This window comes from Fictibacillus aquaticus, assembly GCF_002245695.1.
GTDB lineage: Bacteria > Bacillota > Bacilli > Bacillales > Fictibacillaceae > Fictibacillus > Fictibacillus aquaticus.
The window spans coordinates 1,234,896-1,256,432 of record NZ_NOII01000001.1; the positions used below are offsets into that span (position 1 = coordinate 1,234,896).

Genomic DNA, 21,537 nt, shown 5'->3' on the forward strand with positions numbered 1-21,537 from the left:
AATTCAGCAAAAAGAAAAAATACCCAAAAGGTTCATCTTTATATGACCTTTTGGGCAGAAAGCACTTATTACGCTACAATTCCTCTATTTTGCTCTGCGACCTTGCGCTGACGCTTCGACTTACGGAAGTGCAGCAGCTCATAAACAACCGGGATGATGACAAGTGTCAGCAGCGTGGATACGGTCAATCCGCCAATTACAACGATGGCAAGACCTTTTGAAACGATGCTCCCCATATCGGCGCTCTTAAACACGAGCGGCAGCATCGCACATACGGTAGCAATTGCTGTCATTAGTATTGGACGCATTCTTGCCGCGCCTGCTTCGAGCAGTGACTCCCTGATCGTCATTGATTTCTCGTTCTGCTTGACGCGCTCGATCAATACGATCGCATTCGTTACAACGATTCCGATCAGCATCAATCCGCCGATCATCGCGGTTGTTTCTACCGTAGTTTTTGTTATCAAAAGCCCAAGTACAGCTCCGACTGCCGCAAGCGGCAGTGAAAACAGGATCGCGAGCGGTGCACGAAGTGTTTTAAACGTCAGCACCATAATCAAGTAAACGAGGCCGATTGAAGCCAGCATAGTCGTCATCATATCTGCGTTTTCTTTTTCCTGTGTTTCTGTTGCTCCTCCAACGTTCATCTCCACTCCGTCTGGCAGTTCCAGCTGAGTCTTCACTTTTTCAATATCTTTCTTAATAGCGGAAAGTTTATCCGGGTCAATCTGGAGCGTAACCCTCACGTACTGCTCTCCATCTCTTTGAAACAACATGCTCGCTTCTTCAGTCTTTACGAAAGTTGCTACTTGCGACATTGGAATCACTTTCCCGCCTGCTGATACCATGATGTTTTCTAGGTCACGCTGCGAAGATGGTTTAAAATCAGTTTCCATCACCACATTTGCTTCTTTACCATCAAGGTTAACTGTGCCAATCGGCATCGGATTTAGAAGCATCTGAAGCTGACCTGCCACTTCCTGAGCTGTTGCTGATGACGGGTTTACTTTTATTTCATATGATGGTTTTGTTTCTTCTTGGTTGCTTGACACCTTCTCCACACCATCAATATCCTTTACTTTGTCTAATACTTTATTTGCTGCAATGTTAAGGTCCTCGATGTTTGCACCAGCAAGGTCAACTGTAACATCCGAGCTTCCTCCGCCTGTCATAGAAATTGCAGTAACGGAGAAGTCAGCATCGCTGTAACGTGATTTTTCTTTCTTTACTTCGTCGATGAAGTGTTGAACATCACTGCCTTTTTCCATAATGACGCTGTAGGTAACTTCTGTTTCAGATCCGACTTGCCCGTATTTCGCTCCATCTTCGCTATTACCCTGCATTGTTAAAACTGTTTTCGCCTCTTTCTGCTTCACCAAAAAGCTTTCTAATTGAAGTGCCTTTTCTTGCACTTCACTGATAGGCGTTCCCGCAGGATACTTCATGTTCACATCAACGAGCGAAGCGTCTGAAGCGTTCATAGCGCCTTGAGGCATCGCGCTGAAAAGGCCGATAGATCCAACAAAAAGAACAATAGCAACCGTTAACGCCACCCATTTATGGTTCAGCGACCAGGCAAGCAATTTTACATATCGCACCGGCTCTTTTTGCTCAGGCAGCTTTTCGTTTTTCAAAAGTGCTGCGCTCATGACTGGAACGACTGTTATTGCGACAAGAAGTGATGAAAGAAGTGCGTACGTGACTGTTAATGCGAAAGGCAGCAGAAAGTCTTGCAATGATCCGCTGACGATTCCAAGCGGAAGGAACACCGCTACTGTTGTCAATGTAGAGGATGTGATCGCGCCGCTGACTTCCTTCGTCGCATTTGTCACCATCTCACGGTTAAGCTTTATGCCTTTTTGTGCTTTTCTAAAAATGCTCTCAATCACCACGATACTGTCATCCACAAGCCGTCCTACTGCGACCGCGACACCGCCTAGTGTCATTACATTCAGCGTGATGCCGCTCTGCCAGAGCAGGAACACCGTCAATCCTAGCGACAGCGGAATAGAAACAATCGTGATAAACGTTGTTCGTAAGTTTCTTAAAAACAGAAGGATAACAAGCGTAGCAAACAAGGCTCCAAGTCCTACTTCCTTCAGCATGCTGTTTAGCGATGTTACGACCTGATCAGAATTTGACCAAACAACCTCTGCCTTCAGCCCATCAACCTCTTTATTTAGGTCCGAAACCGTCTTTTCAATGTCTTTTCCGATCGTGACAGAGTTATATCCGCCTTCTTTCATAACACGGACAAGAATGGCTTCTTCTCCGTTAATGCGTGTGATGCCGGCAGACCCATTATCTGTTTTAACAGATGCGATGTCTTTCAGCTGTACATTCGGCACGACAGACAGTTTTTCGAGCTCGCTGATGCCGTCAATCTGTCCGACTACTTTTATGTTGGATGCTTTCCCGTCCAATGTTTCCTCTGATACTGCAGCTGTGTAGTTCTTTCCCTGCAGCAAATTCATAACTGCATGAACCGGGATGCCTTTTTCTGCAAGCTTTTTCTGATCGAGCTGCACGCTGACCTGCGTGCTGCTGTTCCCGATCATGGATGCTCCAGCCGCTCCTTTAACTTTTTCAAGTGCAGGTACTACTTTTTCTTTAATCGCTTCTGTGTTCTCTTTTGTCATTCCGTCTTCAAAAGCAACTGATACTTGCGAGACGGGGATCATGGAAGATTTCAGCAGCAGCACGTATGGCTTGCTCATTCCAGCAGGAAGCTTAACGTCTGCGAGCGCTTCGTTCAACCCTGCTTTCGCCTTGCTCATATCAGTTTTAGCATCAAAGAGGACATCGACCTTCGAAAAGCCATTTCCTGTCGTGGAAAGCACTTCTGATTTCCCCTCAATACTTTCTGCCGCCTTTTCAACTGGCTTTGTTACGCTGTTAAGCATCGCAGAAGCATCATACCCCTGCCCCATTGTTGTGATGGTAATCTGCTTCAATTCTGCTTCCGGGAAAAATTCCAGCGGCAGCTTCATATAGCTGACCGTTCCTATTACAAGCGTTAATACAACAAGCAGCCACATCGCTGCTTTATTTTTAAAAGACCATTTCGTAAACCATGTCATGATGGTTCACTCCTTCCAACTTTTTTCTACGTCCTTATGTTATGAAATAAAAGTCATATGAAGGAGTGCCTGCAGTCATATGATGAGGCATGAGTTCAAGTATGATAGACGGCATGAGTTCAAGTATGATAGACGGCATGAAAAAAGCTCTGCCATATGAAATGACAGAGCTTTTGTGTAATTAATTCTTTTTTAAATACTTCGCATCAAAGAAAAAAGGCCCGAACGGGATGACTGATGCAGCCATCGCGAGGATCACACGAAACACTGGCCATCTTTTCACAAGCCAGACGTGCAGGATCGCTGCGATATACAAGACGAAAAGTACTCCGTGCAGCATACCTACTATCGTAACCGCCATCGGCATATCAGCCAGATATTTTAGCGGCATCGCGATGACAAGCAGCACGATAAACGATAGACCTTCAAGATTTCCGACAACCCGAAGCCGTTCTATAGGTGAATTTAACATTTATAATCCCTCCAGTTTCCAATACTCACTGTTATCTATTGTAATGGATAGGAGACAAGATATACTTTTCATATTTGAACATTCATTAAACTTTTTCAACAAAATGCACATTCAGCCATATGCCTGCTGCCAAATAGGCTAGTAATATGACGATTCCAAGCCAGAATGGAATGACTTTCTGTGACGCACTTTCGATCTTTTGTATGAAAAAGATAAGGATAATAAATAATCCCGCGAGTACGAAATACTTCCAAATTGTCTGGCCCGTCACTAGTTCGATTAAAACAGCTCCAAACATGATCAGTGCAAAACCGAGCATAAAGTGGATGACAAAGCTCAGCTTCATCGGTATCTGTCTTGCTCGAGCAAATTTTGTATAGATGCTAGATACCGGATCATCTCCTCCTGCTGCCTCAGCTGGCGGTCTGAGTTTCGTTTCAATCCGTTCATCCATTTCACGACAAAAACAATGCAGCCAAGCAGCAGCAAAAGATATACTATAGGAAACAGCGAAAGTACAGCTTCCAACACGACACTCCCTTTACAATTAAACCAGTCTTTTTATGGTATTCTCCACTAAAATAACATCCCCTTTATTTTCGCGGAAAGTGGTGATATAGATGACAGATTTTCATTGCTGCGCAACGTGTGTTAACTTCTTGGCTCAAAAGACACCTGCAGGCATGCGCTACTATTGCGTCCGGCTGAAGTATGAAACTAAGCCACAGTACAAATTCAACTGCTGGGAGCCAAAAGATCAGGTTAAACAGCTGATGAACAAAAAAAATAAAGGAAGCGAGGCTTGAGCCCCGCTTCCTTTATTCTTCGTCACTGCGCTTTTTGTTCTTTTCCTTCTGATCGACTGCACCGTCGTTGAACATATCGTTTATTTGCTCGTGCGTCTTTTCCACACCTGAGTCGTTGTCCTTGCGCTCAGGCTTATAATTTTTATCATCAACATCTTTCTTTTTCTCGCTCATGTATATCCCTCCTGTGTGTTTATCTACATGTATCATGTTTACCACAACAGGATTCTTTTAAACGGATTACCGATGAGTGTGTTTTTTCTTTTTGAAATCAATACCGATTGCAGCACCATTCCGGCTGGAGTCCGCTACACCTTTAAACGTTCCTTTTTCATGATCGATCTCGATGCTCTGCACGTTGCCGATCGGTCCGGATTGATCTGTAAAGCCGTGCCCGAGCTGCTGCAATTTTTGCAATGTCTCTGTCGGAATACCCTCTTCCTTCATATAAGAAGTTGTTTTGGGTGTATAAATTCTTGGCTCCTCGACAGCGGCCTTTAGCTCCATGTCGTATTCAATTTTATGAAGGATTGTCTGCAAAACTGATGTGATAATAGTCGGTCCGCCCGGCGAACCTACGGTCAGCACCGGTTTATTATCTTTATACACAATGGTTGGCGTCATGCTCGAAAGCGGACGTTTGTTTGGCTGAACTTCATTCGCACCTCCTGGAACCGCATCAAAATCAGTCAGCTCGTTGTTTAGCATAAATCCGTATCCAGGCACCATGATGCCTGTGCCAAATACCATCTCAATGGTTGTCGTATAAGAAACCACATTTCCCCATTTATCAGCTACTGTAAAGTGAGTGGTCTGTCCGATTTTCTTATCGTCTTTTTTCTCTTTTTGGTCATAGTTAGCTGAACCGTTTTCGTATTTCCAAGGATCGCCCGCTTTTACGTCTTTGTTCATTGAATTGAGCGAAATCAGCGACTGCCGTTCTTTAATATAGTCAGGATGCAGCAAGCCTTTGACCGGCACATCTACAAATTCAGGATCACCTGCATAAACGGCGCGATCCGCATATGACAAATGCATCGCTTCTGACAGCAGATGATATTTCTCCCATGAACGGACATCGTATTGCGAGAGGTTATAGCTGTCGAGCGTCTTAAGCATCTGGAGCAGGAACACTCCTCCCGAACTTGGCGGCGGCATACTGGCAATCTCGTAGCCTTGGTAATCCCCCCAGATCGGCTTGTCTGTCGTTGTCTTGTATCGTTTCAGATCATCAGCCGTCATCGAACCGCCGAAATCCTGTACGGTATCTGCCACAGCAGTTGCAATCTTACCATTATAAAAAGCCTTCTCTCCGTCTTTCTTAATTAACTTGAACGTCTTAGCAAGATCTTTCTGAACGAGAATCTCACCCTCTTTTATCGGTTCCCCATTCTTTAAAAACACATCGCCGGCAGCACTGCGCACAAGTTTGTTTTTATTGTCAGCGATCGCTTTCGCCAGAACTGAATCAATCGGGAAACCCTTGTCCGCTAACTTAATTGAAGGCTTGATCAGCTTGTCCATCGGTACCGTACCCCATTTGTCGAGTGCCGCATCAAGACCTTTCAGCGTACCCGGGACACCGACGGCTTTTCCGTCAGTATGGCGCTTGTCAAACGGTATAGGGTTTCCGTGTTCATCTAAAAACATATCAGGTTTCGCTCCTGCTGGTGCCCTCTCACGGCTGTTAATGATGGACGTCTCCTTCGTTTTCGCGTCATATACCATCATAAAGCCGCCGCCTCCAATGCCGGACATCATCGGTTCCACGACATTCAAAGCAAACTGAATCGCAACAGCCGCATCTATGGCGTTTCCGCCTTTCTTAAGCACGTCGGCCCCTATTTCAGAAGCGAGCGGATGTGCAGACGAAACCATCCCATCCTTGCCAACAGCCACCTGTGAATATTCTTTCTGCTTCTTCGCTTCCGCAGGCTGCGCCAGACTTGTCCCTGTAACGAGCGATAAACTGAAAACCAAAGCCATAATTATTCTTAATGTCTTATTCATATGTCTCCTCCTGCCGTCAAATTTTGTCATCTTGTCTTATTTTATGAAGAGATGAAAACGAATCACAAGTTTAAATGTTTAATTGTCTGAATTTTGAATCAATACTACCATTTGGTGAATGTTCTTCTGTGAGGTTGTGCCTAAATAAAATGGGGGTACGGTACCATTTGCACAATATGCTGCTATAACAGCATATAAGTGCTATGGTACCGTACCCCCCACAAGTATTAGACCTGCTCCCTCGGAGAGATGCCTGCGTTTTGCTGCAGACGTCTTGCAATCTGCATAAAGTCTTCCTGAGAGATTCCTGGAGCAAACTCTTCAGGAATTTCCGGCAGATCTGGTATTGGGCCGCCTTTTGGCGTTCCGATAACAACCTCAAGGTCTTGACCGTTCTCAGGGTTCTGGCCATGCCAGATCCAGGCAACATCTTGATAGTATTTATCACTGAACGTGTAAAGCTTGTTGTTGATTCCCTGTGCTTCAAACTTTCTAGCTGTCTCAAATGCCGCATTGCTTAAGTTTGGAACTGGCAGCATCTTTTTAATATCAACACCTGTCGCCATCTCGATCGCTTTGGCATATGCCAGAACGTGAACACCGCCGCGCACAAGCAAATAACCGATCATCTCGCGTGCAACGGGGTTGTCTGTCATTTCATAAACTCTCATCTTATGTGTCCGTGCACCGCACTCCAAGAAGAAGTTATGCAGTAGATCAAGCACTAAGTTCCCGCTGCTGAACACATAATCTCCTGACCAATATCTTCCCATAGAGTCAAACGGCAGCCCTGTCTGTGCAGAAGCAATAAAATGATCCGTGTTTCGCTTATCCTTTGCAGCCCCCATCGGTGCAGAGTTCACGTCACCCGGCCTTGTCGTTCCATAAATCATAAGATTGATCGTGTTCGTGACCAATTCAACGTGCCCGATTTCTTCAGCCGTAATACTTGCTACAAGATCATAGAATGGCTTAAGTTTCTTCTTTTCACGAAAATTAAAGGACTGATAAAGGTAGTTGTTCAGCGTAGACATCTCGCCAAATTTCCCCCCAAGCAAGTCCTGAACGGCAGCCGCCGCGTTCGCATCCGGATTTGTAGGCATCGGAAGCTCGATCAGCAGTTTATTGAGTCGTGTAAACATGCCTTCCCCTCCTGTCACAGCTGTACGTTAAGTTGTATGTAAAATGAGGCATGTACTATTCATAAAAATTGTCGGGGGTACGGTACTCTTTCTCACGAGCAGCAGATTCATGCTGTGAAAAAGAAAGAGCACCGTACCCCATAAATTTATCCAAAATTAGCTATTCCATATTTAGGAATGTCATATTATAATAACTGTATTAAGTTTAATAATACAGTTAATACGGATTGGAGGGGCTTATGTTTGATCTTGACTTGAGGAGCCGGAAGCCGATTTATGAACAGCTAGTCGATAAGATGAAGGAACTTATTATCACCGATATATTAAAGAGCGATGAACAGCTGCCTTCTGTCAGAACTCTCGCGCAGCAGCTTACCATTAATCCGAACACGATACAGCGGGCGTACAGGGAACTTGAAGCAGAAGGCTACATTTATTCGATAAAAGGAAAAGGAAGCTTTGTCAGTCCTGCCTCGGTGAAAGCTACATCAGAAAAACTGAACAAAGTAAAAGAAGAACTGGTAAAGCTTTTGTCAGAGGCGATGTATCTTGGTATGACGATGGAGCAGCTGCAGCAGATGCTCTCTGAAATTGAAGAAGCGGTAAAAGGGGGAAGCAACGATGATTGATGTTAAAAACATACACAAACAATTTGACAGGCAGGCGATCTTAAACGGCGTCTCACTATCTGTAAAAAAAGGATCCATTTATGGACTGCTCGGCTCCAATGGCGCGGGCAAAACAACCCTCCTTAATACAATATCCGGGGTTTACCGGCAGGATAAAGGTAATGTTTTTATTGATCAGCAGCCGGTTTTTGAAAACCTTGAGATTAAAGAAAAAATGGTTTTCATTCCTGACACGCTTTACTTTTTTCCGCAATACACGATCGATCAGACAGCTTCTTTTTATAAGAATATGTATTCCGGCTGGAATGAGGAGCGTTATGTTGCACTTCGCGAAGTGTTTGGAATCGATACGTCCAAGAAAATTCACAAGCTCTCAAAAGGGATGCAGCGCCAGGTATCCTTCTGGCTCTCGCTGTCTGCCATGCCGGATATCCTTATCCTTGATGAGCCTTTCGACGGCCTTGATCCTGTGATGCGGAAGAAAATTAAAAACCTGCTCGTACAAGATGTAGCCGAACGAGAGATGACGATCATGATTTCTTCTCACAATCTGCGAGAAGTAGAAGATTTGTGCGATCATATCGGGATTTTACATAAAGGAAACCTGCTTCTGGAAAAGGATATCGATGACTTAAAATCTGATGTTCATAAAGTGCAGCTCGCCTTCAAACACGACACGCCATCTTCGCTCTTCAGCAGCATGCAGCTGCTGTATAAAGAAGAACGCGGCAGTGTCACGCTTGCTATCGTCCGCGGAGATTATGACGAAGTTACGGCTCATTTCCAAAACTATGACCCTGTCATTTATGACATCCTTCCTCTGACACTTGAGGAAATCTTTATATACGAAATGGGGGACGCGGGCTATGCGATCAAGAACATCCTTGTTTAACAGAGAGATATTTGTCCAGACATTCCGCTCTGCGGGTTGGATCAGCATCGTCTACCTAGTCGCGCTCCTGTTCGCCCTTCCTCTGCGGATAGCGATGGATATGACGGATGGCAATGCGATCGATTATTATAAGCCGTTTATCACACTCTTTAACTATCATTCGGAAATTCAGATGCTGTTCATGTTTGGTGTGCCGATACTGCTCGCCCTAGTACTATTCCGCTATTTGAATAGCAAGCAATCATCTGTATTTATACACAGCCTGCCGATCAAGCGGCCTGCATTGCTTCACCACTTCACGGCAGCAGGAATTCTATTTTTATTAGCACCTGTTTTCATTACATCAGTTATCCTGTTGATCATGCACGCTGCCTCAAATGCAGAGTCACTCTTCAGCATCACAGACGTTTTTCAATGGGCCGGTCAAACCTTGCTTTTTAGCTTGTTAACTTTTGTTCTATCTATCTTTGTCGGAATGCTGACAGGAATGACTGCAGTTCAAGGTGTCTTAACGGTCATCATGCTGCTGTTTCCATACGGCATCAGCATCCTCGTTATGGTCAATTTGTCGTACTTTTTAAATGGTTTTGCCAATCTTTTTTATATGGATCGTAATTTAGAGATATTGTCACCTGTATTGACTGCTCCAGTGCTGTTAGATGGTATGTTAAGCAAGCTTCAGGTACTGTCTTACATTGTTCTCATCGCGCTTCTGTATACTGGTTCCATCTTTCTCTATCAAAAAAGAAGAATCGAATCTGTTTCACAAGCAATCAGCATAAGAGGTCTGCAGCCAGTCTTCATTTACGGTGTTACCTTCTGCACGATGCTATTTGCCGGATTATATTATGGAGAAACACAAAACAGCACTAGCTGGATTATTTTTGGCTATATCGCAGGATCTATGCTCGGTTATCTCATCGCAACGATGATCGTTGAAAAAACTTGGCGTGTTGCCGGCAAATGGAAAGGATTTGTTGTATACGCTGCAAGTGCAGCCGCTTTACTTTTCCTTATCCAGCTGGATTTGACCGGATACGAAAAAGCTGTACCTGCTGAACAAGACATTCAAAGTGTTTATGTACTAGACAACTATTATGAATTCTCGGCTCCCGAAGATCAGATTCCTTATAAGAAAAAACTATATTCCAAACAAAATATCCAGTCTGTCCGTGCTCTTCATCAGCAGATTATCAGTAACCAAGAAGGCAAGATCACCGCTGGGCATGATACGATATTTATCGCTTACAAACTGAAAGACGGAGAACATTTAGTACGTGAATACAACATTCGATCCAGAGAAACATTCAAAAATGAGCTGCGCCCGATATTTGAGTCAGACGAATATAAAAAAGCCACAAATCCCATAGCTGCCTTAGACAGCAAGGTGGTGGACAAAATAAAGATTTTTTCCAACGGACCATTAAATAAATCAGTAACGCTGGCCGATCCAAAAGATATTACAGAGTTCACGGAGATTGCACAGCGCGAACTATTAAATGAAAGCTATGAAATGATGACTGAAAATCAGCCAGTCTTTTCAGGAATTGAATTTCTCACGTCCGATAACAACACTCATTATATGGACTACAAAACATCCTATAAAACGATAGAAAAATGGCTGACAAATAAAGGGGAAATTAAAAACGCACGCATCATGCCTGATGATCTTTCTCATGCGATTGTTTTCAAGCAAGAGGACCAAGATTTAAAGGAAGAAGAGGACGGCATGATTGACGTCAAGAAACTGAACAAACTAGTCGAACAAGGCAAAGCATTGCGGGTTGAGGATAAAAAGCAGCTCGATGCCATTCTTCGTGTGAACGGTTCAGGGGATTCTGACCAATCTTATCTTGTCGCGTTGTTTTATCAAGAGCAAAAGTTCCCTGACATCGGACGCATTGACTTCAACTATGCACCAGGTTTTATGAAAGATTTCTAAAGAAAAAGATATAATAGCTATAAAAATAAGCCCGCGGATTTGCGGGCTTTTCCTTATTTCCAATTTTCATTAATGAACGTATCGCGTCCTGACTCGACCCGCTCTTTTTTGTACGCTTCAGGATTCTTTTTATAAAAGCCTTGATGCTCTTCTTCTGCTTCATAAAACTCTGCTGCTGGCAAAATGTCCGTTACGATTGGATCCTTGAAACGGCCGCTCTCTGCGACACGCTGTTTTGAAAGCTCAGCAAGCTCTCTTTGCTTTTCATTATGATAAAAAATAGCCGTCCGGTACTGTGTTCCACGGTCGATAAACTGTCCGCCATCATCTGTCGGATCAATCTGCGGCCAATATAAGTCGAGCAGCTTTTCATAAGGAAACTGGTCAGGATCGAACGTGATCTGCACTACTTCCCTGTGGCCGGTCGTTCCTGTTTTGATTTCTTTATATGTCGGGTTCTTCAATTCGCCGCCCATATAGCCGGACACTATTTTCTCAATGCCTGGCAGTTCATCGAACGGCTTCACCATGCACCAGAAGCAGCCTCCTGCAAACGTGGCGAGTTCATTTCTTCCACTCATCTCTCTCACTCCTTCAATCTCTTATTATTGAAGGTATCAGATTGATTCTAAAAACACAAAAAGGGAGCTCATCACTCCCACTCGACGGTCTGATCTTTTTTCACCCAGAAGCGGACAATTTCGAGTTCATCCAAAGCCTCTTTTAAAGAAGCAGCCCGCTCTCTAAGGAACGGCGTATCCGGGTTGGCAAGCACAAGTGTCCTGCCTGGTGCTTTATCATACTTTTTCAGCAGCCTCATGACTTGGCAGCTAAAATCCGTTTCAAGCTTGAACTTCCCGGCTTCATTTCCTTCCGCTTCTATAATAAGTGTATGAAACTCATTTGCCGCGATCACATCTGCTTCGTTGCTTTTATTCAGCCTGTTCACATGATACCGTTCTTTTTGCAGATAAAACGTTACCGCATCAATCACTTCTTCTTTGCTCATGATTAGTGACTCTGCTGTATTGCTTGTATTCAAAAAGCACCCTCCTTTTCACACACATCTTTTTAAAATCTTCGCATTCGTTTACATTCAAAGAGGGGTAAATAACGCAAAAAGAGGCGAAATACGCCCCTTTTTTACTAAACCCGTATTCTACGAGGCGCTATTTTCCTAGTGTATTGAGTGATTCCTTAATGAATGCCGGGATGTCCTCAGGCTGGCGGCTTGTGACAAGATTGCCGCCGCAGACGACTACTTCCTTGTCCTCGACTGTCGCTCCAGCATTTTTCAAGTCAACGTGAATGGATTTGTATCCTGTAACCTTTCTGCCGTTAAGCACTTCCGCCGTGATAAGCAGTTGCGGTCCGTGGCAAATAGCAAAGATTGGTTTCCCGCTGTCAGCAAAACTTTTGGCAAACTGAACAAAACGATCATCCCCTCTCAGAAGATCAGGAGAGAAGCCGCCAGGGATAAAGAGTGCATCATAGTCTTCAGGTGATACTTCATCGATGCCTTTATCAGCCGTTAATACTTCTTCCTTTTGCTTTCCTTGAAGCGATTTTCCTTTTTCCGATCCGATGACCGTTACCTCGTGTCCTGCTTCCTCAAATGCTTTTGCAGGTTCTGTGTACTCCACGTCTTCAAACATGCTGTCTAAAACAGTTGCAATTTTCGCCATGCTCCACACTCCTCTTTAATTTTGTCTACTCCTTATAATTTGCCGAAGACCCTGCTTATTAAACATTGTTGCAGCTTTCGCATTTTTTGCATAAAATATGGTAAAGGAGTGATATCTATGGCGAAAAGCAAAGCAAAGAAACAACGAGAAAAGTCGGTACGTGAAGGAAAGCGCAGCCCAGCATCAGGACGCAGTATTTATGCGATTGCAGACTTGCGTACAAGGAGAACAAAAACGAAGCAGGAGAAATTGCAGCAAAACAAACATAAAGGACGATCACACCAATCTTACGAAGATGGCGGATCGTCCTTTTATCATGTTAAATGCCTGCGCCGAAGTTTGCACTATCGGATACTGAAGTTGGCCGGCTGAAGCTTTTATAGCGTGTTCCTTGAAAAGTCAGTTCCCCCTTGTCGCCTTCAGCCAGCAGTCCGTACTCGTTCCCCGATAATGGGAACTCGACTCTGTCACCGCTTTTCACTTCAAATGTGCAAAAATAATTTGTGCTCGCTGATGTATCACCAGCTCCCCCGCTAACATTTTGCCTCTTGGAAACAACAATCGCATCGACTGTCAGGGCAGGCTTTTTATTATTGCTGCTCCACTCCATGATTCCTTTGATGATAGCAATAAAAAACAATCCAAAGATTATTGTAGCTACCAAGATGAAAAGCACGAAAAACACAATAAAAAATGCAGGCATATCTTCAAAAAACATCTCCATAGCGCTTACCCGAACAAAACATCAAGAAACGAGCTTAGCTGCCCTTTCTTGCCTTCTAAAACATTTGGATCAAAAATTTCCACGTATCCACAGTTTCGGCACGAAACAAATAAATAGTGATTATGCTGGATATCAAGAAGCTTCGAGAGCCCAGATCCCGTCATGGCAAGCTCTTTCATTTTGCACTCACTCCCGCTGCATTTCGTACATTTAAACTTAGCTTTAATCGCCTCTTCCACCTTGCTCATGTCATCAGCTCCTTGTGGTTATTATCCTGTATTACGGAAATATTTTCCACAAGTTTCAATTAAAAAATGCTGCCCAATCAATCAGGCAGCATCTCTTCATTATTCAGCTGATTCAAGTATTTCAATCATTTTTTGAGCGGTGCTCAGTGACGACTGCGGGTTCTGGCCTGTTACGAGAGTCCCGTCAGCAACCGTGTAGTCCTCCCATTTGCCGCCTCGTACATACTCTGCACCCAATTCACGCAGTTTCGTTTCGAGCAGGAAAGGAACCTCTTGTGTGAGTTTCATCTCTTCTTCCTCTTCATTTGTAAACCCTGTTACTTTGCGTCCTTTTACGATCGGTTCGCCGTCTTTCATGACAGCCGTAGTGAGACCTGCAGGTCCGTGACAGACAGAGCCGATCACTTTATTCGTCTGCGCCATCTGGCTGACGACTTCCTTCAGTTCAGGACTGTTCGGAAAATCGAATACTGTTCCATGTCCACCCGGAAGGTAGATTGCATCGTATCCAAGTGCATCAGCCGAATTGAGCGGCTTCGTATTTTTCAGATTCGAGATGGCTTCCTTATACTCGCCTTCATTGATTCCTTCAAGAGAGTTTGGATCGAGCGGAATGTCGCCGCCTTTAATGCTTTTTACAGTAATATCGTAATCTTGTTTCTTGAACTGATTGAACGGCACCGCGAACTCCTCCAGCCATAAGCCTGTATCGTTGCTGCCGATCTTCCCGTGATTCGTTACTACAATTAAAATGCGTTTAGTCATGCGTTGACACTTCCTTTCAATCAATTTACCTTCTATCTATTCCCTTAACACCCATTTAAATAAACGGGATAATCACGCCTTATTTTTCCGAGTCTGCTTAAACTGTACTATGAAAGCAATCAGAGAAGTGGTTGATCTCCGTTTCAGGCACACGCTTTCCGCGGGGCGTGGCGAAAAGCAGAAACGGCTCGTTCAGCCCCGACAAGCAAAAGGGACAGGGGCCGGTAAGTCGGTTTTTGACTTATTGGACACTTGCCCTTTTGACCTCGAGGGGCTAGCCGTTTTCTGCTGGACAAGTGAGCCCCTTTGCCGCTGCGCGCCCTAAAGGGTCTCACCTGTCCCACTCGTCCCGCTGGAGTCGGCACCTTACACTCCGATCAACTTATCAATGATGTATTCAAAGATGGTTAAGCAAAGCGAAGAATGAAACATTCCTCAGATTAGGCGATGAAGTTTAATTTACTCTTCATCGGCAACTCCGCTCAACTTTCTAACAAATAAATCATTTGAAAAGTAACAATCTTTTAGATAAGAGCTTTTTTAATTCCTTAAAAATCAAAGTTGTCGGGATCTGCACCGTTGCGTTTGTTCTCGTTCAAACCGTCTATGGCCAGCATATCTTCCGCCGACAATTCAAAATCAAAAATATCCGCATTTTCACGGATCCGGCTTTCATTTACGGATTTTGGTATCGTCACAATCCCGCTTTGCACATTCCAACGCAGTACGACCTGAGCTGTCGTCTTGTCATGCTTGTCTGCGATTTTCTGAAGCACTGGCTCTTGTAAGATTTCACCTTTCACAAGCGGACGCCAAGCCTCCAGCTGGATAGCATTATCCTTGCAATAAGACAAAAGTTCCTTCTGCGTGAGTCTCGGATGCAATTCGACCTGATTAACCATTGGCTTGATGGTCGCCACGGTCATGAGATCTTCAAGATGTGATACGTTGAAGTTGCTGACTCCAATCGCTTTGGCCTTCCCCTGACGGTAGATTTCTTCAAGTGCCCTCCACGTATCTTTGTATTTCCCCGCCACTGGCCAATGAATTAAATATAAATCAACATAATCCAGTTCAAGTTTATTAAGACTTTCTTGAAAAGCAGCGAGTGTTGATTCATAGCCTTGATCGGTGTTCCAAACCTTTGTGGTCACAAATATCTCTTCGCGGGGTATACCTGAATCCCTGATCGCCACTCCGACACTTCTTTCGTTTTCGTACAGTTTCGCTGTGTCGATGCTGCGGTAGCCCGCATCAAGCGCGTACTGAATTGCCTGCTCCACTTCTTGTCCTTCTTCTGCCTTATAAACGCCAAGCCCGAGCCAAGGCATCTTCACACCATTGTGCAGCACTGCCCTGTCATGAATACTCTTTACCATCATCCTCGCTCACCCTTTCTGTAGTCGGTGTTGGGGGTACGGTACCATTCTTGCACAGAAGCCACTGTTAAAGGAAGCAATACAAATGGTACCGTACCCCATAAAGGTACATCCTATCGCTTCTTTACGCCTTCTTACATTTCGCTGAATCATATGCTATTCCTTTTTATAGCTTCTTATGTAAGGCTTGGGGTACGGTACCATTCCGCACGCTTGGCTCTGCAACGGTGTTAAATTGGAATGGTACCGTACCCCCAAAATACCCCCAAAAGAAAACACCGGGCTTTATCAGCCGGTGCTTTCGTCATTTATATCGCTTCAACCTTTTTTCCCGCTTCTTTCTTCAAATAAGAAAGTGCTGCAGTTCCGAGGACGTTGGCCGCTACGAGCAAGCCGCGCTCGTCGATATCAAATTTCGGGTGGTGGTGTGGATATGTGACATCCCAATCCGGATTTTGTACTCCTGTAAAGAAGAAAGTGCCTGGCACCTTTTGCATGTAATACCCAAAATCCTCGCCGCCCATCGACGGCTCGATTTCGTATACGTTGGCCACTCCCGGCACAGCCGGAGCAAGCCCTGCCACAAACTCGGTGTCTTCCTTATGGTTGACGACTGCCGGATATCCTCGGTTGTACTTAAATTCGTATGTCACATCGGCAGCAGCGCATGTTCCGCTGATGATCCGTTCCATCTCGTTCTCAATCAATGATCTTGTTTCTTCTTTAAACGTCCTCACTGTCCCGATAAGCTCGGCTGTGTCAGCGATCACGTTAAATGCGTTCTGCGCGACGAATGAAGCAACGGTCAATACAGCTGGATCGAGAGGATTCGTCCTGCGGCTGACAACCTGCTGCAGGTTTCCGACGAGCTGAGCGCCGACGACGACAGAGTCCTTCGTGCGGTGCGGCTGTGCGCCGTGTCCGCCTTTACCTTGGATCTTAATTTTAAACGAATCGGCAGCTGCCATTACAGGACCTGTGCGGTATCCAACATCTCCGTACGGCAGGATCGTCCATAGGTGTGTGCCGTAAATGACATCCACTCCGTCCAGGCAGCCATCCTCGATCATGGCGATCGCTCCGCCTGGTGCAAGCTCTTCTGCATGCTGGTGGATGAACACGATGGTCCCTTCCAGCTCGTCCTTCATTTCAGCCAATGTTTTCGCCAGCACCAGCAGTGTCGCCGTATGGCCGTCATGGCCGCATGCGTGCATAACACCAGGAACCTTAGAAGCATACTCCACATCATTTTCTTCCTGAATCGGAAGTGCGTCAAAATCGGCACGAAGCGCAACTGTCTTGCCGGGCTTGCCGCCTTTTAGTGTAGCTACAACCCCTCTTCCGCCGACATTCGTCCTTACTTCATTCCCGAGCTTTTCATGATAAGCCGCGATATAATTCGGAGTCTGCACTTCCTGAAAAGACAGCTCAGGATATTGATGCAGATGCCTGCGGATTTCTACCATTTCATCATAATAGCTTTGAAGCTTTGTATATAGCTGTTCCAAAAGAATCTCATCTCCCTTTAGTGTATGTTAACATTATCAGCCCATTTTAATATATTCTCCAGGACCGAGCGGAAGTCCTAGCACATACCATACGGCAAAAAGGATCGTCCAAAAAATTGTATAAGCGATCGAGTATGGCAGAAGTGCCGAAATGAGCGTGCCCATTCCCATGTTTTTATCGAATTTCTTTGCTACCGTAAGCAGGATGGCAAAATATGCGAGCATCGGTGTGATAACGTTCGTGATCGAATCGCCGATACGGTAGACGACCTGTGTTGCAGCCGGGCTGATATCCATCATCATGAACATTGGCACGAAAACAGGACCGAGAATCGCCCACTTAGCCGATGAACTTGCGATCAGCAAGTTAACGAAGGCTGTAAAGATGATAAACGCCAGCAGGAGAGGAAGTCCTTCCCAGCCGATCGCTTTCAATGTATCCGCACCTTTAATGGCGATAATGGTGCCGAGATTGCTCCAGGCGAAATATGTGATCATCTGCGCTGCTATAAACGAAAGAACAATATAATATCCCATCCCGCTCATCGCTTTTGTCAGATGCTCTGCCACATCTTTATCAGATTTCAATACCCGGGCACCAAAACCGTAAAACAGTGCCGGTATCAAAAAGAATAAAAACATGATCGGCACAAGTCCGTCCATGAACGGCGACACGATAATTCCGTCAGTTTTCGGGTCCCTCAGCATCGCTCCTTCTGGGACAGTGACTGCTAGAATTAAAGCAACATAAGCGAATAAAGAAATGCCTGCCCATTTTAGGCCGCGCTGTTCAGCATCTGTGAGCTTTTCAGATGTGCTGCCAGCATCTTCCGGCTTTTTATAGAGTCCGAGTCTCGGTTCCACTATTTTGGTAGTCACCCATACGGCAACAGGCACGAGAACGAATGTAGAAACGAACAAGAAATAATAGTTCATGGCCGGGTTGGCTTTGTACGCTTTATCCACAATATGAGCGGAAGACTCGGTAAAGCCGGCCAGCATAACATCGAGCATAGATATGATAACATTAGCGCTGAAACCGCCGGCGACCGCCGCATAAGCCGCGGCTAGACCTGCAATTGGATGTCGTCCCAAAGTAAGGAAGACCATTGCAGCTACCGGCGGAAGAACGATCAGCGCAGCATCAGCCGCAGCGTTTCCGATAATACCGATCAGGACAATGATAGGAAGTATTAGCTTTTTTGGTGAGGCAAGGACGATTTTTCTCATAAAAGCTGAAATCAGGCCCGTTGACTCGGCAAGTCCAACACCGAGCATAACAACCAGTACAAGACCTAAAGGAGGAAAGTTGACGAAGTTTTTAACCATATCGGTCATCATCCGTTTGATTCCTTCTTCGTTCAAAAGGTTGACCGCTTTTACTGTTTCATTGTTTGAAGGATTTACTGCACTCCACCCTGACAGCCCGGCAGCCATCGAAGCGAGCAGAATACAGATTGTGATGATGAGAAAGAGCGTCAGCACATCTGGCAGCTTGTTGCCATTCTTCTCTACCCAGTCAAGAAACCGGTTAAAGCCTCTTTTCTGCTTGCGGTGTTTATCCAGCGATATCTCCTTTAATAAAGGCTTTCCCATAATCACCCTCCTTTTTTAGAAAATTTAAATTTTTCTCATTGTACATACTGTACTGCGTTAATTCAAGGGGAAACTGCGCGTTTTCACTTATATAAAAAAGATACAATATGATGAGAGCAGTATTGTAAGCGCTGTAATATCTCTCGAAAAATATTTTAATAGACAGCATAAAAAACGTTGGGATATTATTACATAAGTACAATGAGAAGGTGGCCGGTTATGATGACAGCGAATGAAACCCTCACAATCAGGCAGGCTGAAATTAACGAATCTGCTGAAGTGATGAGCCTGATACAGTTGTGTACGGAGGACATGCTGAGCAAGCACATATTTCAATGGGATGAGTATTATCCAAACTTTTCATATATCGAAGAAACAGCAAATGCTAATGAATTGTATGTACTTTGCGAGAGCAGAAAAATTATTGGGGCAGTTGTCCTGAACGAATGGCAGTCCGAAGAATGGGACAATGTTGCCTGGAGTGATAATTCAAGCCAGGCACTCATCATTCATACTCTCTGTCTGCTTCCGTCTGAACAAGGAAAAGGCTACGGCAAGAAGCTGCTGCTCTTCTGCGAGAAGTTTGCTGCTGAGCAGAAATACAGTTGCATCCGTCTCGATGCTTTTTCAGGGAACAAAGCCGCCCTCACCCTTTATGAAAGCAACAGATATATCAAACGCGGAGAAGTGCAGTTCAGCTCCAAACCTGCCGGACACCAAACCTACTTTTGCTATGAAAAGGAGCTGTAGCATGGATATTTTACTAAAAGAACAGCTTAAGCAGAGTTATGACAAACGTGTGGAAGAACGCGACAGTATGATGACGTCAGACTGGAAATCGGGAGAGATTGATATGTTCTCATCTTTTCTTGAGGATGGAAGTGCCATTCTGAATCTTGGTTCAGGTCCGGGACAGCATGCATTGTACATGCAAGGTAAAGGCTTGGACTTGACATGCATCGATTTGTCTGAGAACATGGTGCAGTCTTGCAAGGCAAAGCACTTGAACGCTTTTCAAATGGACTTTTACAATCTTGATTTTGAAAAGAGCACCTTTGACGGAGTCTTCGCTATGAACACACTTCTGCATGTTCCAAAGGACAGCCTCGTATCTGTTCTTGAAAACATTAAACGTATTTTAAAGCCTGGCGGGATCTTTTACATGGGTGTATATGGCGGCATGGATTCAGAGGGAGTCTGGAAGGACGATCTTTATGAGCCGAAACGGTTCTTTTCCTTTTTTGAACACGAGGACATTAAGAAAACTGTAGAAAACGTGTTCAAATTGATAGAGTTTAAGGTTATTCCAATAAAAGGTGACGGACCTGATTATCAGTCAATTCTTTTAAGAAAATAAGAAATCCAGCCCATTTTCGGGGCTGGATTTCTGTATTTTATGCAATCTTCTGTTCTTGTAAATATTGTGTTCCTTTATTCTCATCGTACTGCTTTTCCCATTTTGACATGACAACTGCAGCAAGAGAGTTGCCGACAACGTTAACCGCTGTACGTGCCATATCCAGGATACGGTCGATTCCGGCAATGAACGCAAGACCTTCTAATGGAATCCCTACTGTGCCTAATGTTGCGAGCAGAACGACGAATGATACGCCTGGCACTCCCGCGATTCCTTTAGAAGTAACCATGAGAACAAGCAGCAATGAAACCTGTTCCCCAATTGTCAGGTCAATGCCATACATCTGGGCTATAAAGATTGCCGCTGTTGCCTGATAAAGAGTTGATCCGTCCAGATTGAATGAGTACCCAGTCGGGATGACGAAAGAAGTGATAGCTTTCGGGCATCCGAACTTCTCCATCTTTTCCATGATTCTCGGCAAAACTGTTTCTGAACTTGCTGTGGAATATGCAAGAATCAGTTCATCCTTCAGCAGCTTGATCATGCTGAATATATTAACCTTGAACATAAGAGCTACGGCTCCGAGTACTACGATCACAAAGAAAATCATCGAACCGTAAACAACAAGCACCAGCTTGCTCAATGGAATCAGCGACTGTACACCGAACTTAGAAACCGTTACACCAATCAATGCGAACACGCCGAATGGAGCAAATTTCATAATCTGATTCGTCACGTAAAACATTGCGTCGGCCGTACCTTGGAAAAATGAAAGGACAGGCTTTCCTCTTTCTCCGATCGCAGCTACTCCTACTCCGAAAATTACACTGAAGAAAATGATGGCGAGCATATTGCCTTCCGCCAATGACTGGAACAAGTTAGACGGGACCATATTGATGAAGGTATCAGCAAAACCGTGATTCTGTACCTCCTCAGTCGTTCCCATGTAACTTGAAATATCCCCCTTCGTTAATGCAGACATGTTGATGCCTGCTCCAGGCTTGAAGATATTCGCTACTGCCAGACCAACGACAATAGCAATAGTCGTGATGATTTCAAAGTATAAAATAGTTTTTCCGCCAAGGCGTCCAAGCTTTTTAATATCCCCAACGCTTGCCACCCCAACAATCAGGCTTGAAACAACAATCGGTATAACGATCATTTTAATTAATCGAATAAAAATATCTCCGATAGGCTGTAAGTAAGTCTGCACGGATGGATTGCCATAAAAGACAGCTCCGACCGCGATACCTAATCCTAAACCGATTAGAATTTGCCACGCTAGTCCAATTCTTTTCATGA

The 21,537-nt window shown here is 44.7% G+C and carries 23 protein-coding genes; 6 read left to right on the forward strand and 17 right to left on the reverse strand.

The window, feature by feature from the left end; all coding sequences use genetic code 11:
- Positions 1-68: 68 nt before the first annotated feature.
- From CGZ90_RS06445 to CGZ90_RS06460, 4 genes are all read right to left on the reverse strand, one after another.
- A complete protein-coding gene (locus tag CGZ90_RS06445; protein WP_094251487.1) occupies positions 69-3,080 on the reverse strand; it encodes an efflux RND transporter permease subunit in 3,012 nt (1,003 codons plus the stop codon).
- Between the two features lie 181 nt (positions 3,081-3,261).
- A complete protein-coding gene (locus CGZ90_RS06450; RefSeq protein ID WP_094251488.1) occupies positions 3,262-3,552 on the reverse strand; it encodes a DUF3817 domain-containing protein in 291 nt (96 codons plus the stop codon).
- A gap of 85 nt (positions 3,553-3,637) precedes the next feature.
- Positions 3,638-3,898, reverse strand: coding sequence for a hypothetical protein (locus CGZ90_RS06455; protein WP_094251489.1), 261 nt, complete (start codon positions 3,896-3,898; stop codon positions 3,638-3,640).
- Positions 3,895-4,080 carry a hypothetical protein gene (locus tag CGZ90_RS06460; protein WP_094251490.1) on the reverse strand — a complete coding sequence of 62 codons (186 nt, stop codon included), beginning with the start codon at positions 4,078-4,080 and terminating at the stop codon, positions 3,895-3,897. Before CGZ90_RS06460 ends, CGZ90_RS06455 begins: the two co-directional genes overlap by 4 nt.
- A gap of 92 nt (positions 4,081-4,172) precedes the next feature.
- On the opposite strand from CGZ90_RS06460, the gene CGZ90_RS06465 reads away from it, so the two are divergent.
- Complete coding sequence (locus CGZ90_RS06465) at positions 4,173-4,358, forward strand: hypothetical protein (RefSeq protein ID WP_094251491.1); 186 nt, start codon at positions 4,173-4,175, stop codon at positions 4,356-4,358.
- A gap of 12 nt (positions 4,359-4,370) precedes the next feature.
- Here the strand turns inward: CGZ90_RS06465 and CGZ90_RS20340 are convergent, their stop codons facing one another.
- From CGZ90_RS20340 to CGZ90_RS06475, 3 genes are all read right to left on the reverse strand, one after another.
- A complete protein-coding gene (locus CGZ90_RS20340; protein WP_165766788.1) occupies positions 4,371-4,532 on the reverse strand; it encodes a DUF4025 domain-containing protein in 162 nt (53 codons plus the stop codon).
- Positions 4,533-4,598: 66 nt separating this feature from the next.
- The gene (gene ggt / locus CGZ90_RS06470; RefSeq protein WP_094251492.1) at positions 4,599-6,368 is read right to left on the reverse strand and encodes a gamma-glutamyltransferase; all 1,770 of its coding nucleotides are present in this window, start codon (positions 6,366-6,368) and stop codon (positions 4,599-4,601) included.
- A gap of 227 nt (positions 6,369-6,595) precedes the next feature.
- Complete coding sequence (locus tag CGZ90_RS06475; protein WP_094251493.1) at positions 6,596-7,510, reverse strand: manganese catalase family protein; 915 nt, start codon at positions 7,508-7,510, stop codon at positions 6,596-6,598.
- Positions 7,511-7,749: 239 nt separating this feature from the next.
- On the opposite strand from CGZ90_RS06475, the gene CGZ90_RS06480 reads away from it, so the two are divergent.
- From CGZ90_RS06480 to CGZ90_RS06490, 3 genes are read left to right on the forward strand one after another with little or no spacing between them, the layout of a single operon-like run.
- Positions 7,750-8,139, forward strand: a complete 390-nt coding sequence (locus CGZ90_RS06480) for a GntR family transcriptional regulator (RefSeq protein WP_094251494.1) — start codon at positions 7,750-7,752, stop codon at positions 8,137-8,139.
- Entirely contained in the window at positions 8,132-9,031 is a 900-nt protein-coding gene (locus CGZ90_RS06485; protein ID WP_094251495.1) for an ABC transporter ATP-binding protein, read from the forward strand. Before CGZ90_RS06480 ends, CGZ90_RS06485 begins: the two co-directional genes overlap by 8 nt.
- Entirely contained in the window at positions 9,006-10,973 is a 1,968-nt protein-coding gene (locus CGZ90_RS06490) for a DUF6449 domain-containing protein (RefSeq protein WP_094251496.1), read from the forward strand. Before CGZ90_RS06485 ends, CGZ90_RS06490 begins: the two co-directional genes overlap by 26 nt.
- 53 nt (positions 10,974-11,026) lie before the next feature.
- Here CGZ90_RS06490 and msrA read toward each other — a convergent pair whose 3' ends face one another.
- The 9 genes from msrA to CGZ90_RS06540 all read right to left on the reverse strand — a co-directional run bounded on the left by msrA (position 11,027) and on the right by CGZ90_RS06540 (position 18,878).
- Positions 11,027-11,554 carry a peptide-methionine (S)-S-oxide reductase MsrA gene (gene msrA, locus CGZ90_RS06495; RefSeq protein ID WP_094251497.1) on the reverse strand — a complete coding sequence of 176 codons (528 nt, stop codon included), beginning with the start codon at positions 11,552-11,554 and terminating at the stop codon, positions 11,027-11,029.
- Between the two features lie 71 nt (positions 11,555-11,625).
- The gene (locus CGZ90_RS06500) at positions 11,626-12,015 is read right to left on the reverse strand and encodes a hypothetical protein (protein WP_094251498.1); all 390 of its coding nucleotides are present in this window, start codon (positions 12,013-12,015) and stop codon (positions 11,626-11,628) included.
- Between the two features lie 127 nt (positions 12,016-12,142).
- Complete coding sequence (locus CGZ90_RS06505; RefSeq protein ID WP_094251499.1) at positions 12,143-12,658, reverse strand: type 1 glutamine amidotransferase domain-containing protein; 516 nt, start codon at positions 12,656-12,658, stop codon at positions 12,143-12,145.
- Between the two features lie 319 nt (positions 12,659-12,977).
- Complete coding sequence (locus CGZ90_RS06515; protein ID WP_094251501.1) at positions 12,978-13,382, reverse strand: DUF2500 domain-containing protein; 405 nt, start codon at positions 13,380-13,382, stop codon at positions 12,978-12,980.
- Between the two features lie 5 nt (positions 13,383-13,387).
- Complete coding sequence (locus tag CGZ90_RS06520) at positions 13,388-13,630, reverse strand: zinc ribbon domain-containing protein (protein ID WP_094251502.1); 243 nt, start codon at positions 13,628-13,630, stop codon at positions 13,388-13,390.
- A 99-nt stretch (positions 13,631-13,729) separates the two neighbouring features.
- Positions 13,730-14,395, reverse strand: coding sequence for a type 1 glutamine amidotransferase domain-containing protein (locus CGZ90_RS06525; RefSeq protein ID WP_094251503.1), 666 nt, complete (start codon positions 14,393-14,395; stop codon positions 13,730-13,732).
- A 548-nt stretch (positions 14,396-14,943) separates the two neighbouring features.
- A complete protein-coding gene (locus CGZ90_RS06530) occupies positions 14,944-15,774 on the reverse strand; it encodes an aldo/keto reductase (protein WP_094251807.1) in 831 nt (276 codons plus the stop codon).
- A 308-nt stretch (positions 15,775-16,082) separates the two neighbouring features.
- Positions 16,083-17,282, reverse strand: a complete 1,200-nt coding sequence (locus tag CGZ90_RS06535; protein WP_094251504.1) for a M20 family metallopeptidase — start codon at positions 17,280-17,282, stop codon at positions 16,083-16,085.
- A gap of 36 nt (positions 17,283-17,318) precedes the next feature.
- Positions 17,319-18,878, reverse strand: a complete 1,560-nt coding sequence (locus CGZ90_RS06540; protein WP_094251505.1) for an AbgT family transporter — start codon at positions 18,876-18,878, stop codon at positions 17,319-17,321.
- A gap of 219 nt (positions 18,879-19,097) precedes the next feature.
- On the opposite strand from CGZ90_RS06540, the gene CGZ90_RS06545 reads away from it, so the two are divergent.
- Together CGZ90_RS06545 and CGZ90_RS06550 are read left to right on the forward strand one after the other, a co-directional pair.
- Positions 19,098-19,628 carry a GNAT family N-acetyltransferase gene (locus CGZ90_RS06545; RefSeq protein ID WP_165766789.1) on the forward strand — a complete coding sequence of 177 codons (531 nt, stop codon included), beginning with the start codon at positions 19,098-19,100 and terminating at the stop codon, positions 19,626-19,628.
- A gap of 1 nt (position 19,629) precedes the next feature.
- The gene (locus CGZ90_RS06550) at positions 19,630-20,235 is read left to right on the forward strand and encodes a class I SAM-dependent methyltransferase (protein WP_165766790.1); all 606 of its coding nucleotides are present in this window, start codon (positions 19,630-19,632) and stop codon (positions 20,233-20,235) included.
- A 37-nt stretch (positions 20,236-20,272) separates the two neighbouring features.
- Here the strand turns inward: CGZ90_RS06550 and CGZ90_RS06555 are convergent, their stop codons facing one another.
- Positions 20,273-21,535 carry a cation:dicarboxylate symporter family transporter gene (locus CGZ90_RS06555; protein ID WP_094251508.1) on the reverse strand — a complete coding sequence of 421 codons (1,263 nt, stop codon included), beginning with the start codon at positions 21,533-21,535 and terminating at the stop codon, positions 20,273-20,275.
- Positions 21,536-21,537: the final 2 nt, after the last annotated feature.

Coding starts and splice junctions, on each gene's coding strand:
- msrA (WP_094251497.1), bottom strand. CDS start 11,554: ATGAGTGGAAGAAATGAACTCGCCACGTTTGCAGGAGGCTGCTTCTGG.
- CGZ90_RS20340 (WP_165766788.1), bottom strand. CDS start 4,532: ATGAGCGAGAAAAAGAAAGATGTTGATGATAAAAATTATAAGCCTGAG.
- CGZ90_RS06540 (WP_094251505.1), bottom strand. CDS start 18,878: ATGGGAAAGCCTTTATTAAAGGAGATATCGCTGGATAAACACCGCAAG.
- CGZ90_RS06520 (WP_094251502.1), bottom strand. CDS start 13,630: ATGAGCAAGGTGGAAGAGGCGATTAAAGCTAAGTTTAAATGTACGAAA.
- ggt (WP_094251492.1), bottom strand. CDS start 6,368: ATGAATAAGACATTAAGAATAATTATGGCTTTGGTTTTCAGTTTATCG.
- CGZ90_RS06515 (WP_094251501.1), bottom strand. CDS start 13,382: ATGGAGATGTTTTTTGAAGATATGCCTGCATTTTTTATTGTGTTTTTC.
- CGZ90_RS06480 (WP_094251494.1), top strand. CDS start 7,750: ATGTTTGATCTTGACTTGAGGAGCCGGAAGCCGATTTATGAACAGCTA.
- CGZ90_RS06505 (WP_094251499.1), bottom strand. CDS start 12,658: ATGGCGAAAATTGCAACTGTTTTAGACAGCATGTTTGAAGACGTGGAG.
- CGZ90_RS06555 (WP_094251508.1), bottom strand. CDS start 21,535: ATGAAAAGAATTGGACTAGCGTGGCAAATTCTAATCGGTTTAGGATTA.
- CGZ90_RS06525 (WP_094251503.1), bottom strand. CDS start 14,395: ATGACTAAACGCATTTTAATTGTAGTAACGAATCACGGGAAGATCGGC.
- CGZ90_RS06465 (WP_094251491.1), top strand. CDS start 4,173: ATGACAGATTTTCATTGCTGCGCAACGTGTGTTAACTTCTTGGCTCAA.
- CGZ90_RS06450 (WP_094251488.1), bottom strand. CDS start 3,552: ATGTTAAATTCACCTATAGAACGGCTTCGGGTTGTCGGAAATCTTGAA.
- CGZ90_RS06445 (WP_094251487.1), bottom strand. CDS start 3,080: ATGACATGGTTTACGAAATGGTCTTTTAAAAATAAAGCAGCGATGTGG.
- CGZ90_RS06530 (WP_094251807.1), bottom strand. CDS start 15,774: ATGGTAAAGAGTATTCATGACAGGGCAGTGCTGCACAATGGTGTGAAG.
- CGZ90_RS06485 (WP_094251495.1), top strand. CDS start 8,132: ATGATTGATGTTAAAAACATACACAAACAATTTGACAGGCAGGCGATC.
- CGZ90_RS06490 (WP_094251496.1), top strand. CDS start 9,006: ATGCGATCAAGAACATCCTTGTTTAACAGAGAGATATTTGTCCAGACA.
- CGZ90_RS06550 (WP_165766790.1), top strand. CDS start 19,630: ATGGATATTTTACTAAAAGAACAGCTTAAGCAGAGTTATGACAAACGT.
- CGZ90_RS06545 (WP_165766789.1), top strand. CDS start 19,098: ATGATGACAGCGAATGAAACCCTCACAATCAGGCAGGCTGAAATTAAC.
- CGZ90_RS06475 (WP_094251493.1), bottom strand. CDS start 7,510: ATGTTTACACGACTCAATAAACTGCTGATCGAGCTTCCGATGCCTACA.
- CGZ90_RS06455 (WP_094251489.1), bottom strand. CDS start 3,898: ATGAAGCTGAGCTTTGTCATCCACTTTATGCTCGGTTTTGCACTGATC.